General features: G+C 72.1%; 8 protein-coding genes. 4 read left to right on the plus strand and 4 right to left on the minus strand.

The features are described 5' to 3' along the window. Positions 1–83 precede the first annotated feature (83 nt). Both V7E09_RS10750 and V7E09_RS10755 read left to right on the plus strand, forming a co-directional pair. Positions 84–2,324 carry a serine/threonine-protein kinase gene (locus tag V7E09_RS10750; protein WP_324523370.1) on the plus strand — a complete coding sequence of 747 codons (2,241 nt, stop codon included), beginning with the start codon at positions 84–86 and terminating at the stop codon, positions 2,322–2,324. Positions 2,325–2,400: 76 nt separating this feature from the next. Continuing rightward, positions 2,401–4,395, plus strand: coding sequence for a M3 family metallopeptidase (locus tag V7E09_RS10755; protein ID WP_324509946.1), 1,995 nt, complete (start codon positions 2,401–2,403; stop codon positions 4,393–4,395). A 21-nt stretch (positions 4,396–4,416) separates the two neighbouring features. On the opposite strand, the gene V7E09_RS10760 is transcribed toward V7E09_RS10755, so the two are convergent. The 3 genes from V7E09_RS10760 to V7E09_RS10770 all read right to left on the minus strand — a co-directional run bounded on the left by V7E09_RS10760 (position 4,417) and on the right by V7E09_RS10770 (position 7,764). Continuing rightward, entirely contained in the window at positions 4,417–5,328 is a 912-nt protein-coding gene (locus tag V7E09_RS10760) for a hypothetical protein (RefSeq protein WP_324509944.1), read from the minus strand. 98 nt (positions 5,329–5,426) lie between these two features. Continuing rightward, positions 5,427–6,794 carry an L-serine ammonia-lyase gene (locus tag V7E09_RS10765; RefSeq protein ID WP_324509942.1) on the minus strand — a complete coding sequence of 456 codons (1,368 nt, stop codon included), beginning with the start codon at positions 6,792–6,794 and terminating at the stop codon, positions 5,427–5,429. A 214-nt stretch (positions 6,795–7,008) separates the two neighbouring features. Further along, positions 7,009–7,764 (minus strand): GNAT family N-acetyltransferase, encoded by a 756-nt coding sequence (locus V7E09_RS10770; RefSeq protein ID WP_324523371.1) that lies wholly within the window; start codon positions 7,762–7,764, stop codon positions 7,009–7,011. A gap of 125 nt (positions 7,765–7,889) precedes the next feature. Here V7E09_RS10770 and V7E09_RS10775 point away from each other — a divergent pair, with 125 nt between their 5' ends. After that, positions 7,890–8,228: a VOC family protein gene (locus V7E09_RS10775; protein WP_324509938.1), complete on the plus strand. Its 339-nt coding sequence runs from the start codon at positions 7,890–7,892 to the stop codon at positions 8,226–8,228. A gap of 21 nt (positions 8,229–8,249) precedes the next feature. On the opposite strand, the gene V7E09_RS10780 is transcribed toward V7E09_RS10775, so the two are convergent. Then, a complete protein-coding gene (locus tag V7E09_RS10780) occupies positions 8,250–12,878 on the minus strand; it encodes an ATP-dependent helicase (RefSeq protein ID WP_442956876.1) in 4,629 nt (1,542 codons plus the stop codon). A 245-nt stretch (positions 12,879–13,123) separates the two neighbouring features. Here V7E09_RS10780 and V7E09_RS10785 point away from each other — a divergent pair. Then, positions 13,124–14,019: CshA/CshB family fibrillar adhesin-related protein (locus tag V7E09_RS10785; protein ID WP_324523373.1), on the plus strand; the 896-nt coding region annotated here is incomplete at its 3' end.

The raw sequence follows: 14,019 nt of genomic DNA on the forward strand, positions 1-14,019 counted from the left end.
CGGGGCGGGGAGGCACCGTGGGCGGACGCCGGGTCGTGCTGGGGGCTGAGGACCTCACAGAACCACTGACTTAGACTGCCCACATGCGTGACGGCGACCTGATCGGGCAGCGGTACCGTCTGCATGCCCGCTTGGGGCGGGGCGGCATGGGCCAGGTGTACCGGGCCACGGACGAACGGTTGTGCCGCGATGTGGCGGTGAAACTGGTGGATCTGTCCCAGACCACCGACATCACCGTCGCCCCCCGGTTTCATCGCGAAGCCTTGGCGACGGCGCGGCTCAACCATCCCGGGATCGTCACGATCTTCGACGCGGGCACCGAGAACCGGATCGCCTACCTCGTCATGGAGTTGCTGCCCGGCGCGACCCTCGCCGATGTTCTGCGCGCCGAGGGGCCCCTGACGGAGCGTCGTGCCGTCACCCTCGCGCGCAAGGCCGCGGCCGCGCTGGTGGCCACCCACGCCATCGGCGTCGTGCACCGCGACATCAAGCCGGCGAACATCATGATCAGCGGCGATGACGTCAAGCTCCTCGACTTCGGCATCGCCCTTGCCCAGCTGGACTCCGACACCCACCTCACGGCGCCCGCCACCACGATGGGCACGGCGGCCTACATGTCGCCTGAACAGGCGCTCGGACGCCGGGCGGGGCCTGCCTCCGACGTGTACGCCCTGGGCGGCGTCCTGATCGCGATGCTCACGGGCAAGCCGCCCTACTCCGGTGACAACGCCATTCAGGTGGCGAATCGGCACCTGAACGATCCGGTTCCCGAGGTGCGGGCGCTGCGCCCGGGCGTCGCGGGGACGCTGGCCGACCTGATCGAACGCATGCTCGCCAAGGACCCCGACGCGCGGCCGGACACGGTGGTGGTGGCCGCCGCTCTGGATCACTTGGAGTCCAACCCGAATGCGGACGCCACCTCGGCGCTGCCCGTCTCGGGGGCAGGGCAGGCGGTGGCCGCGGTCCTTCCCGCCGCGGGGGACCCGCACGCGGCGACGGCCGTGTTTCCCGCGGGCGCCGACGAGGCCTCGCAGGCGACCGCTGTCCTCGGCCTCGGCGCGGAGGCGGCGACGTCGGTGCTGGGACGCAGCGAACCTCCCGCCTCCACCGCGGTGCTGCCGACGTCACAGGGTCTTGGTGCCAGCAGCCTGTCGGGGGGCGAGGTGGCGTCCGCGGCGGAGGTGGCCGGGTTCGCTGCGGTGATCCCCGGGGCGGCGGCGCTGGCGCCCGTGGCGGGTGCGGCCGGGCTGGCCGGCGTTGCGGGGGCCGCCGTGGGCGGTCTTGGCGCAGCGTCCGCCGTGGTGGTCGGCGCATCGGCTGCCGCCCCAGGGCTGGTCGGGAGGTCAGGCGCGACGTCGGACGGGCAGCCGCCCGGGGTGCAGGTGAGGACTCCGGGGCCGGGCGCCGACGCGCCGACGCAGGTGCTGCCCTCCCACGGTCTGCTGCCCTCGCACGGTCAGCGGACGGTCCCCCCGATCGGGCGGGCTCCGGCGACCCCGAGCGCTGCGCCGGTCGCGTCCACGATCACTGGCCAGATTCCGCCAGGAGGGGTGACGGCGCACGGGGCTGCCGCACCCTGGCCCACCGCTGATGCCCTGCGGCCCGCCGAGATGACGCGGATCGACACCCGCCCCAGCGGGCCACCGGTGGCCGCCCGGGACCCGCGGATGTTCCACGATCCGCGTGGTGGGGCGTCCCGGAACAGTTCCGCGGTCGCGCAAGCCACGCGGATCGAGCCGATCCCCGTCTCCCCGCGGCAAGGCCCCGACGCGATGCCCCGCGGGTATGCGTTCACCCCGGACGCCACCCCCGGCAGCGCGCAGCGCGGCGGCTTCGCCGCCGACCAGGCCGGCGGGGCGCCCCTCTCGACCGCGCGCTTCCGCACGGCCACCACCTGGATCGCGGTGCTGATCGGCGCGACGCTGATCTTCGCCACCACATTTCTGCTGGGCACCGGACTCGTGACGCCAGCGCTCGGCGCGGCCTCGACCACGACGTCGCGGACCGTCTCCCCGCAGCTCCCGGCCCTGAACCTGCCCAGCGATCTGCCCGGAGCGCTCACCGCCGTCGCGTCCACGGCCGTCCTGCATGCCTCCCTGGCGGGGGTGGACACCGCGGTCGCCCTGATGCCCGGGCAGCCCTCCTCCGCGCTGCAAACCCAGTGGGACACCGCCTCCCAGCAGATCAGATCCGGCGGGGACGCCTCGGCCGCGCTGGATCGCTTCTCCGCGCGCGTGGACGCCGCCGTCGCCGACGGCACCCTGGGCGTCGTCGAAGCGGCGGGCGTCCGCGCGGCCCTCAGCGTGGTGCGCGTCCAGGTCTGAACGAGCGCCCGCGACACAGGCGTTCCGGCGGGAACCCGCACGGCTCGCGCAGGCGGGCTCGAGTAGGTTGGGAGGCATGACGCTTTCCTCGGACAATCCGCTCGCCGACCGTTCGCACCTGCCCTATCAACTGCCCGATTTCGCGGCGCTGACGGCTGCGGACTACCGGGAGGCGTTGTTCGCGGGCATGGAGCAGCAGCGCGCTGCACTGTCGACGCTGGCCGCCGCCGACGCCCCGGCGAGTGTGGAGAACGTTCTGCACGCGTGGGAGGCATCCGGGACGCTGCTTGAGCGCACCTTGCTGGCGTTCGAGGCCGTGTGGCTGGCCAACAGCACCCCCGAGTTGGACGCGCTGCGCGAAGAGGCGGGTCCGCTGCTCGCGCAGCACGCGGACGCCATCCACCTCGACGCGTCGCTGTATGCGCGGTTCGTCGCCCTGGACGCCCGTGCGCGCGACGGTGAGGTGGCCCTGGACGCCGAGGATGCCTACCTGCTCAGCGAGACGCTGGCGGCCTTCACGCGCGCCGGGGTCGCCCTCGGTGCGGAGGATCAGGCCCGGCTGCGCGAGCTGAACACCGAACTGGCCGAGTTGGGCGCCCGGTTCCAGCGCGTCAACCGGGACGCGCGCGTCGCCGGGGCGGTCATCGTCAGCGACGCCGCGGAACTTGACGGGCTCACCGGGGAGGAGATCGCGGCCCTCGATGCCGGGGACGGCACGTGGCGGATCGAGTTGGTTAACACGTCTCAGCAGCCGTTGCTGGCCAAGCTGCGCCACCGACCGCTGCGGCGCCGCCTCTTCGAGGCGTCGGTGTCGCGTGGGCTGGGCGGCGAACACGACGCGCGCGCGATCATCGCGTCGATCGCCCGGGCCCGCTCCCGCAAGGCGACCCTGCTCGGATACGAGAACTACGCCGCCTTGTCGATCTCGGCGGGCTGCGCGAAGACGACCGACGCCGTCAACGCCCTGATGGGCCCGTTGGGCCGGGCCGCGAGGGCCCAGGCGGACGCCGACGCCGCCGTCTTCGCCGCACGGTTCGCCGACCTGGAGCCCGGTGAAGAGTTCGCCCCCTGGGATTGGGAGTTTGTCGCCGACCTCGTGCGCGCCGAGCGGTTCGGCGTCGAGGAGGCCGAACTGGCCCCCTACCTGGACGTCAACCGGGTCCTGGAGGCGGTCTATGTCGCCGCCCACGATCTGTACGGGATTACCTTCGAGCCGCGCCCCGACCTGGTCGGCCACACCCCCGAGGCGGACGTGTACGAGGTCAGGGACGCCGACGGCAGCCCGATCGGCTTGTTCCTGATGGACTTCTGGGCGCGCCCCACCAAGCAGGGTGGCGCCTGGATGACGCCGGTGGTCAACCAGACGACCGTGTTCCGGTCGCTCCCGGTCGTCACCAACAACTGCAATTACACGCCGTCCACGACGACGATCAGCTGGGACGGCGTCACCACGATGTTCCACGAGTTCGGACACGCCCTGCACGGGCTGTTCGCGAACACCAAGTACCCGTCGAGGTCGGGCACCTCCACCCCGCGCGATTTCGTGGAGTTCCCTTCGCAGGTCAACGAGTTCTGGTCCATGGTCCCCGACCGGGTGCTGCCCGCGGACCTGCTCGCGAAGCTGGACGCCGCATCCTCGTTCAACCAGGGTTTCGGCACCGTGGAGATCATGGCTGCCACGCTGCTCGATCAGGCCTGGCATCAGACTCCGCTGGAGGAACTGCCCGCGACCGCCGAGGAGGTCGAGGCCTTCGAGGAGCGGGCGCTGGCCGCCTGGGGCGTCGACTCGGCTCTCGTCCCGCCGCGCTACCGGTCGGCCTACTTCAATCACATCTGGGGCTCCGACTACGCGGCCGGATACTACGGCTACACGTGGGCCCAGGTGATGGATGCGGACGCCGTGGCCTGGTTCAGGGCGAACGGCGGCGGCACGCGGGAGAACGGGGACCACTTCCGGCGCACCCTGCTGGCGCCGGGCGGATCGGTGGATGCGCTGGAGACCTACCGGACGTTCCGCGGTCGCGACCCCGAGCTGGGGCCCCTTCTGGAACGCCTGGGCCTGCGCCTGTGAGGGCGCGGGCGGCGCTCTGGTTCAGGCGTCGCCCGGGTTGAGGGGGGCGACCGGCAGCAACGCTGCGAACTCCTCCGGCGGCAGCGTCCGGCCCGCGTGGTCGGTGCACGACCCGGCGACCAGCAGCAGGCAGTTGTACGCGGCCAGCGTCCAGGGGGTTCCGTGGGCGTCCACGCGGATGGGGTTCTGGTCGGCGAGCTGCTCGATGATGTTGCGCGACGACAAGGCGTTGAACGCCCAGCTGATCGCCGTCAGGTCGATGTCGCGGTGGGGCCGCAGGTCGTAGGCCGCGATGATCGCGTTGTAGAGCGGGACGTACTGCTCCAGGACCTCGTGCCGGTAGGACGCCATCGCGTGCCGCACCGGCGGGTAGTCCGGCCAGAGGGTCTGCAGCGCCTCGGCGACCCGAATGGTGCGCGAGGCCGCCGCGAGCCGGTAGGACTCGTCGACGAAGAACCGGATCAGGTCACCCAGGGGGCCGGTCGCATGCTCCACCAGTTGCGGGGCGAGCGGCGAGCTGGGCGAGGTGAAGCGGGCGGGACGCATGACGTAGTTGATGACGTCGGTGTACCAGTCGGAGGCGAGCGGCCAGCGGCGCAGCATCTGATGCTGGCTCATGCCCAGCACGGTCTCGACGAACGGCTGGTGACCCAGCGCACTCGACAGCGTCCTGGGCACGGAGGCCCGGCCGTCGTTGGTGGGCTGGCCGTCGTCGAGCAGCCGGTCGGCGAGGTAGTGCGAGGCTTCCGCGAGCATGTATTGCGTCACCGGGTTCTGGGGTCCGTTCGCGCCCTGCTGCGTCGCGATCGCCGACAGCACCGGACGCAGGTCCTCGATGACGATGTGGCCGCGCAGGCGCAGGCCGCGGCCACCTCGATCCTGGATCCAGATGGGCACTTCGTCGCCGGGTTGTGCCTCGATGATCCTCTCCACCCCGTCAGTTTGCCCGATAACGGCGTGTGCTCCTGAGGGGGTGGGGGAATCCCCCGTCCCTGTGCTTGTCAGAGCCGGACGCAAGTTGTGCGCGGGGGTCAACACTCAACCACATTGACGGCCAGCCCGCCCAGCGCGGTCTCCTTGTACTTGGCCTGCATGTCGCGGCCGGTGTCCCGCATGGTCTTGATGACGTTGTCGAGGCTCACGATGTGAGAGCCGTCCCCGCGCAGCGCTGTGCGGGCCGCGGCGACGGCCTTCACCGAGGCGATGGCGTTGCGCTCGATGCAGGGGATCTGCACCAGGCCGCCGACGGGATCGCACGTCAGCCCCAGGTTGTGCTCCATCCCGATCTCGGCGGCGTTCTCGACCTGCTCCGGCGTCCCACCGAGCACGGCGGCCAATCCGGCGGCGGCCATGGAGCATGCGGACCCGACCTCGCCCTGACAGCCGACCTCGGCGCCCGAGATGGAGGCGGTGTTCTTGAAGATCATCCCGATGGCGGCCGCGGTCAGCAGGAACGTCGCGACGCCCTTCTCGTCGGCGCCCGGGACGAAGTCCCAGTAGTAGTGGAGAACGGCGGGGATGATTCCTGCGGCGCCGTTGGTGGGTGCCGTGACGATGCGCCCGCCCGCCGCGTTCTCCTCGTTGACCGCGAGGGCGTAGAAGGTGATCCAGTCCAGGCCGCGGAGCGGATCGGTGCTGTCGCCCTCGGCCACCAGTTTGGCGTGCAGGGTGGGGGCGCGACGCAGGACGCGCAGGCCGCCGGGGAGGCGCCCCTCGGTCTCGGCGCCGTTGCGGACGCACTCGCGCATCACCGCCCAGATGCCGGCCAGGCCTGCCCGGATGTCCGCCTCGGGGCGCATCGCACGCTCGTTCTCGAGGGCGACGCGTGCGATCGAGAGCCCGGTGGTGTCGCAGATCGCCATGAGGTCGGACGCCGTCCAATACGGGTGGGGCACATCGGCGGCGTCGGGGACGACCGGGTCGGACGCCGCCGCGTCCCCGGTGACGACGAACCCGCCGCCCACCGAGTAGTAGGTCTCGGTGGCCAGGGTCGAGCCGTCGGCGGCGTCGGCGCTCAGCACCATCCCGTTGGGATGGGCCGGGAGTTCGATGGTGCCGTCGAGCACGAGGTCGGTGGCCGGGTCGAACCCGATGCGGTGACGGCCAGCGAGCAGCAGCGTTCGTTCGGAGTAGGTGGCACGGACCGTGGCGGCGACGCTGCGCGGGTCGACCGTCTCGGGGCGCTCACCGAGCAGGCCGAGGATCACGGCGTTGTCGGTCCCGTGGCCGCGGCCGGTCGCGCCGAGGGAGCCGTAGAGCAGGCATGTGATGCGCGCGACGGCGTCCAGGCGGTCCCCCAGCAGGTCGAGGAACAGCCCGGCCGCGCGCATCGGGCCGACCGTGTGGGACGACGACGGTCCGATCCCGATGGAGAAGAGATCGAAGACGCTCAGGGCCATGCCGGAAGACTAGCCCCGCGATCCTCCCAGGGCACGGCTCTGAGGGGGTTCCCCTGCGTCGCCGGGGGGAGGCCGATCGAGCCGCCGAGCCGATGTGCGCGGGCCTGCCAGCGGGGAACCTGGATACATGTTCCTCACCACGCTTCTCGTCCTCCTCGTCGTCGCTCTCGTCGTCGCCATGGCGATCGCTCCGCTCGTCGCTGAACTCTGATCCTCACCCGCCCGTTCGATAGCGGTAGGCGTGATGGTCGCTGAACCCCAACCGCCGGTACAGCCGACGAGCCGGGTTGTCGGCCAGCACCTGCAGTGCCACCGCCGTAGCGCGCTCCGCCTTGGCCCGGCGGCACAGCGCCTCGACCACCGCCCCTCCGATTCCCCGCCCGCGCACCTGCGGCTCCACAGTCAGGTCGGTCAACACGGCCCAGTCTTCGGCCAGCGCGAGGCGTCCCACCCCCGCCGCCTCGCCGTGCAGGCGGACGGTCGCGAACAGCGCGGGTGCCGCGGTTGCCTCCGCGGCTCGCTCGGGCGACCAGGTCGGCGGAGGTTCCCCCGACCAGGCCACCTCGAGATCCCCTAGTCCCACGGTCTGATCTCCCGCTGCGTCCGGCTCACCGTCGAGCGGACGCGTCATCACCCACGTCCACGGAGAGGCGACCCAGCCGCGCCGCGCACAGGCCGCGTCGGTCGCCTCCCGCCGCCCGTGGTCCCCTCCCTCGGCTTCGGTGAGAGACCCGCATGCGGCAATCGAAGCGGCGATCTGCAGCCGCGGCGGCAGCCCTCGCGTCCGGTACCAGGCCGCCACCGCGTCCAGCGCCTCCTCCGTCGGAACGCCCGGATCACCCAGCACCAGCGCGGAGTTGGCGCGCGAGGTGACGCCGCGCCCGGCCCGCAGCAGCCATCCGCCGAACGGCTCGCTGTGGATCCCCGGCCAGGTGAGGCCGAGGACGCGTTCGAGGTGAGTGACGTGCACGGGAGGATCATCCCGCACTGCAGGCTCCCTCGGCCGCGTGCATGCGGGGCTGCGCGCTTCCCCGGTCGGCGCCGGACGCGCCCCGTCCCCCCGCTTTTGTCGTTGCCGGGCCGTACCGTGAAGGCATGGCTCTCTCCCTCAGCATGGTGACCTTCGACTCCGCCGATCCCGAACCCCTGGCCCGCTGGTGGTCCGCACGGCTCGGCGCTGAGATCATCGACAGCAACGACGCCTTCTTCTACGTCCTGGGCAGTGAGCCTCGGGTGGCGGTGCAGAGGGTCGACGACCCCACTCCGGGGAAGAACCGCGTCCACCTGGATCTGACGGCCCCCGACGCCGACGCGGCCCGCGACGAAGCGCTGGCCGCGGGCGCGACGCTGGTGGGTGAGCACAGCTACGGCAACTTCGGCTGGTACGTGCTGGCTGACCCGCAGGGCAACCAGTTCTGCATCTCGCAGCACTGACCAGGCGGCGCTCTCGCCACGTCAGCGGCGCAACCGGAGCCCCTTCGGGACTTGGTGGAACCCTGCGGCGGTGAGGGCGGCGATCAGCGGGGCGCCGGAGCCGAGCGCCTGCTCGCCGTCGACCCGCTCGACCGTCAGCCCGGAGACCCGGCCGCTGCGCACCAGGGCCGCCAGCGCGGAGGCGGCCCTGGCGAGGGCGTCGGCGTCCTGCGACCAGGTCAAGACGGTGCGTCCCCCACGTTCCAGGTAGGCGATCAGGTCGCCGGAGTCCAGCACGACCAGAGCTCCTGCCTTGCGTCCGGGGCGATGCTCCCCCGATGCCGGCCACGGCAGCGCGGCGCCGTACGGGTTCGCCGGGTCGGTCGCGGCCAGCACCAGCGTGTCGGGGGCGTGGCTCCGCCCGCTCGTCTCAGCCGACCCCAGCGCGCGTAGCCGGTCGACCGCGCCGGTGGTGGCGAACTGCGCCGCCCCCAAGCCCTCCACGAAATAGCCTCGCCGGAGACGTCCCGCGTCTTCCGCCGTCGCGAGCACTTTGTAGACCCCCGCGAAGCCCCCTTCGACGCCCTCGGACTGGGCCGAGCCGCGGGTCACGACGCCGTAGCGATCCAGCAGCAACTCGGCGGTGAGCACCAGCCGCTCTTCCGGCGACGGGGTGACGATCGGGAGCGCCGACCAGCGCCCTCCCACGGCCGGGGGGGCATCGCCGCGCGGGGTACGGGGCAGCCGAGGGCGGCCACCGTAGCGTCCCCGTGGGGCGGCGGCCCGGACCCGGTGCGTCGGCGTCGCGCCGCCGCCCAGCCGGGCACGCACCGGGGCCAACGTGTCGTTGGTCACCAGTCCCTTCCAGGTCAGCGACCACAACGCCTCCGCGACGCCCTGCCCGGCGGGATCGGTCAGCGCGTGCGTCAAGGACCCGAAGAACGCCGCCCCACCCGAACGGAGGGCCTCCAGCAGGGCGGCCTCCACGTCGCCCTCGGGTTCGCCCGGCCCCTCGCCGACGGGACCCAGATCGGCGGGCCACAGACTGATCCAGCCATCGGACGCCGTCAGCGCCCCTTCGCCGCGCCAGGTCAGTTCCCCGGCGGCGCACAGCTCGTCGAGGAGGGCGGGGGCGTAGTCGCGCACCCGGGCGGGCAGGATCAGCGTCTCCCACGCGGAGGCGGGCAGCGGCACGCCCGCGAGTTGCTCGACGGCCCGCAGGACGCCGTCCACCCCGCGGTAGGCCCCACCGACGCCCTGCCAGGCAGGGACGAACCGCGCGAACGCGGACGCCTCCACCGGCTCGACCTCGGCGCGCAATGCCGCCACCGAGCGGCGGCGGATGATCCGCAGGACGCCGGGGTCGACCCACTCGCGGGTGGTTCCGTCAGAGGCGGTGCCGTCGCTACGCGTCCAGCCGAACGGGGAGAAGTCCCCGGCGACGACGCGGCCGTCGGCGGCGAGTCGGGCGTACGTGGACTCCACGACGAAGCGGCCCAGCCCCAGCCGGGCCGCGACGTCGTCGCTGGTGAACGGCCCATGCGTCCGGGCGTAGCGGACCAGCAGATCCGCGAGCGGGTCGGCGACCGGATCGGTGAACGCCTGCGGCAGCCCGCCCGGTAGGGCGACGCCGAGGGCGTCCCGGACGCGGCCCGCGTCGTCGGCGGCCACCCACCACACCGGGTGCGCCGCGGCGACGCCCGAGGGATCATCCGGGTTCGAGTCGCGGGACGCGGTGGCGAAGACCCGCCGGGACGCCTCCAGTTCGGCCAGCCAGGCGGGCACGGCGAGCGGGTCCGCGGACCGGGCTGCCAGTTCGGGCGCCGACAGCGGCCCCAGGACGCGCAGCACGTCGTGAAGTTCGTCGGGGTCCCGGGCCCGGCGTCCTTCGGCCAGGTGCTGCAACTCGGCCTCGGTGCGGGTCAGGGCGTCCGGGTCGAGCAGGTCACGCAGGCTCAGCCCCTCGGAGGTGCCCAGAAGCTCGGCCAGCAGGTCGGGATCCAGCGACAGGGCGGCCGCTCGGCGCTCGGCCAGCGGCGAGTCGCCCTCGTACAAGTACTGCGCGACGTAGCCGAACAGCAGGCTGGACGCGAACGGGCTCGGTGTGGGGGTGGTGACCTCCACCACGGCCACCTCGCGGGCCCGCACCCGGCTCATCAGCTCGACGAGTCCAGGCAGGTCGAACACGTCTTGGAGGCACTCGCGGACCGCCTCCAGCACGATCGGGAACCCCGGATACTGACTGGCCACCTCCAGCAGTTGCGCCGAGCGCTGCCGCTGCTGCCACAACGCCTGACGCTTCCCCGGACGCCGGTTCGGCAGCAGCAGGGCTCGGCCGGCACATTCGCGGAACCGGGCCGCGAACAGCGCCGAGCCGCCCAGCTCCTCGGTGACCAGGGCGCGTACGTCGTCGGGGTCGAGCAGGATCAGGTCCAGCAGGTCGGCGGGAAGGTCGGAGCCGAGGCCGCCCTCGGCATCGGGATCGCCCAGGTAGGGCAGCCGCAGCACGATGCCGTCGTCGGCATGCATGGCCGAGACGTCGACGCCGAACCGCTCCCGCAGCCGGGCGCCGATCGCGAGCGCCCACGGCGCGTGCACCCGCGCTCCGAACGGGCTGTGGATCACGATCCGCCAGTCGCCGAGTTCGTCGGTGAACCGCTCCACCACCAGCGTCGTGTCGGTGGGCAGCGAGCCGGTCGCCTCCCGCTGCTCGGTGAGATAGCCGAGCAGGTTGTCGGACGCCCACGCGTCCAGTCCAGACGCCGCCAATCGCTCCCGTGCAATGTCCGTGGGCAGCGAGGCGACCTCCCGGACGAAGCCCCCGACGGCGGCCCCCAGCTCGGCGGGACGCCCGAGCGTGTCGCCCTTCCAGAACGGCAGCCGGGCGGCCTGGCCGGGGGCGGGAGTGACCAGCACCTGGTCGTGGGTGATGTCCTCGATGCGCCAACTGGAGGTGCCCAGCGTGATGACGTCCCCGACGCGCGATTCGTACACCATCTCCTCGTCGAGCTCGCCCACCCGGCGGCCCGGGCCATCCCCGGCGATGAACACCCCGAACAGGCCGCGGTCGGGGATGGTGCCGCCGGAGGTGACGGCGATCCGCTGGGCGCCCCTGCGGCCCGTCAGGGTGCCGGTGAGCCGATCCCAGACGAGCCTGGGGCGCAGTTCCGCGAACTCCTCGCTGGGGTAGCGCCCGGCCAGCATGTCGAGGACCGCCTCCAGGACGCCGCGCGTGAGCGTCGCGAACGGCGCCGCCCGCCGCAGCACCGCCTCGAGGTCGTCGACGGACCAGTCGTCGAGCGACACCATGGCGACGATCTGCTGAGCCAGCACGTCCAGGGGGTTGGCCGGGATGGCGAGGGCCTCGATGGCGCCGGCGCGCATCCGCTCGACGATGACGGCGCTGGCGACCAGATCCCCGCGGAACTTGGGGAAGAACACCCCCTCCGAGGTCGCCCCCACCTGGTGTCCGGCGCGCCCGACGCGTTGGAGGCCGGAGGCGACGGACGGAGGGGCCTCGACCTGGACGACCAGATCGATGGCGCCCATGTCGATGCCGAGTTCGAGGCTCGAGGTCGCCACGACGGCGGGCAGGCGACCTTCCTTGAGGGCCTCTTCGGTCTGGGCGCGTTGTTCGTGGGACACGGAGCCGTGGTGAGCCCGGGCGATCTCGAGGGGGGCGTCGGCGGCATATGAGGTGGTGCCGTAGCCGGTCGAGTGCGGGGGCGGCGCCATGCCCTCGGGGTGGGAGCGCGGGTCGGCGCCGGTGGCCCGCCGGCTGGCGATCTCGTTGAGCCGGGTCGTGAGGGTTTCTGCCAGGCGACGCGAGTTGGCGAACACCAGCGTCGAGCGATGACTCTCGATCAGGTCGACGATCCGCTCCTCGACGTGCGGCCAGATCGACGGGCGTGCGGCTTCCCCGTCCTCGGCCGGTTCGGCGGCCAGCGCCGCCAGGTCGGGGACCGGCACATTGACGGTCAGCTCCCACTGCTTGGAGGCGGCCGGAGCGACGGTCGTCACCGGGCGGCCACCGGCGAGGAACCGGGCCACCTCGTCCAGCGGACGCACGGTCGCCGACAGGCCGATGCGCTGGGCGGGCGCGTCCAGGAGCGCATCGAGGCGTTCCAAGGTGAGGGCCAGGTGGGCGCCGCGCTTGGTGCCTGCGACGGCGTGCACCTCGTCGAGGATCACCGTCTCGACGCCGCGCAGCGCCTCCCGGGCCTGCGAGGTCAGCAGCAGGTAGAGCGACTCGGGGGTGGTGATGAGGATGTCGTCGGGGTGGCGGGCGAAGCGTCGCCGCTGATCGGCGGGGGTGTCTCCGGAGCGGACGCCGACGCTGAGGTCGGGCCGCGGCAGGCCGAGCCGGTCGGCGGCGTGCCCGATACCGAGCAGCGGGGCGCGGAGGTTCTTCTGCACGTCCACCGCCAGGGCCTTCAGCGGGGAGACGTAGACGACGCGGCAACGGCGCATCACCGCGGGCTGCGGCTCGGTGGCAAGGCGGTCGATCGCCCACAGGAAGGCCGACAGCGTCTTGCCGGAGCCCGTCGGAGCGACGACCAGGGTGTGCCGGCCGGCGGAGATCGCCTCCCAGGCCCCGGACTGGGCCGGAGTGGGCGCGGGGAAGTTCCCCAGGAACCAGGCCCGCGTCGCAGCGGAGAACCCGGCAAGCATGGTGGTCCCCGCCTCGGGGTCTCGGTCAGCCGCGTGCACGCCCCCAGCCTGCCAGCCCGGGCCGACAGACCCGAGAGTCACCGGGGACTCTCGTGAGCAGAGCGCCCGCGCGCAGGCAGCGCCCCCGCCGGTGCCGGGGGCGCCGAGGCCGGTATGTCCGTCGGATGCCATTCATGTGAACGGGAGTCGCGGGGTGGAACGAGGTGCGGGAGATCGGCAACCGATGCGTGAAGTGAGTGCCGCTCATGACGGCGTTTACGCTCATTGAGCGATATGACGCCTGGGGACACAAGCGGGATCACGCCACGAAAACCTCGAAGGGTCGGGCGGCCCGTCAGGGGAAATGGGGAACGGAACTGATGAAAACCACACCACGTCGGAGAACAACGGGGGAGGGCCGGTCGCGTCTGGGTGCGCTGCTGCTCGGTCTCGTGCTCATCATGGGGCTGTCCGCAGTCTTCTTCCCGACTGCGAAGGCGCAGGCCGCGGAGGTCGAAGGGTGTCATTACGGGACCAACGGTCCCAATGCCAGCACCCTGTGCTGGATCGACATGTCGTCGTTCGATTCGACTCAGGCGCAGTCGCCGGGCGGTCAGCAGATGAGCTTGGACATCGGCCACTACCGGCTCACCATGACCGCGAAGCAGACGGCCGGCCCCACCGGGATGATGAAGCCGGTGTACGCCTCCACCGCGCCGACTTGGTCGCAGGCGGTCTTCGGCCGGGAGATCTACGCGGGTGTCGGCGGCAAGCCGGTCATCTACCAGCAGAACGTCCCCGCTCAGATCGGGAACAACGGCAGCATCAACTTCAGCAACATCGTCGTGACCGACATCAACACGAGTCAGGTCGTGACCAGCGGCTACACGTTCGTGCTGGCTGATGCCGAGTCGACCAACGCCAACGAAGGTCTGATTTTCACGTCTGACCAGGTCCTGAACAACTACGCGGCCGTGACGCCTTCCGGGTACCTGTCGCCGTGCGGTCTGGAATTCTCGGGAGCGGGAACTAACCGAGTCACCTGCATGGGTGCCCCCGACGAGGGCGCCGCGCAGCCCGTGGGGGCGGCGCTTCTTTCCACGAGCGCGCCGAGCGAGGTCGGCATTCAGTTCTTCAACGGCGTTTCCTCCAGCCGCCAAGG

The sequence above is a fragment of the Propioniciclava sp. genome, from assembly GCF_036744435.1.
Classification (GTDB): Bacteria; Actinomycetota; Actinomycetes; order Propionibacteriales; family Propionibacteriaceae; genus Propioniciclava.

Excerpts from the sequence above, each read along its gene's own strand:
- V7E09_RS10755 (WP_324509946.1), top strand. The coding sequence starts at position 2,401 with ATGACGCTTTCCTCGGACAATCCGCTCGCCGACCGTTCGCACCTGCCC.
- V7E09_RS10765 (WP_324509942.1), bottom strand. The coding sequence starts at position 6,794 with ATGGCCCTGAGCGTCTTCGATCTCTTCTCCATCGGGATCGGACCGTCG.
- V7E09_RS10750 (WP_324523370.1), top strand. The coding sequence starts at position 84 with ATGCGTGACGGCGACCTGATCGGGCAGCGGTACCGTCTGCATGCCCGC.
- V7E09_RS10780 (WP_442956876.1), bottom strand. The coding sequence starts at position 12,878 with ATGCTTGCCGGGTTCTCCGCTGCGACGCGGGCCTGGTTCCTGGGGAAC.
- V7E09_RS10775 (WP_324509938.1), top strand. The coding sequence starts at position 7,890 with ATGGCTCTCTCCCTCAGCATGGTGACCTTCGACTCCGCCGATCCCGAA.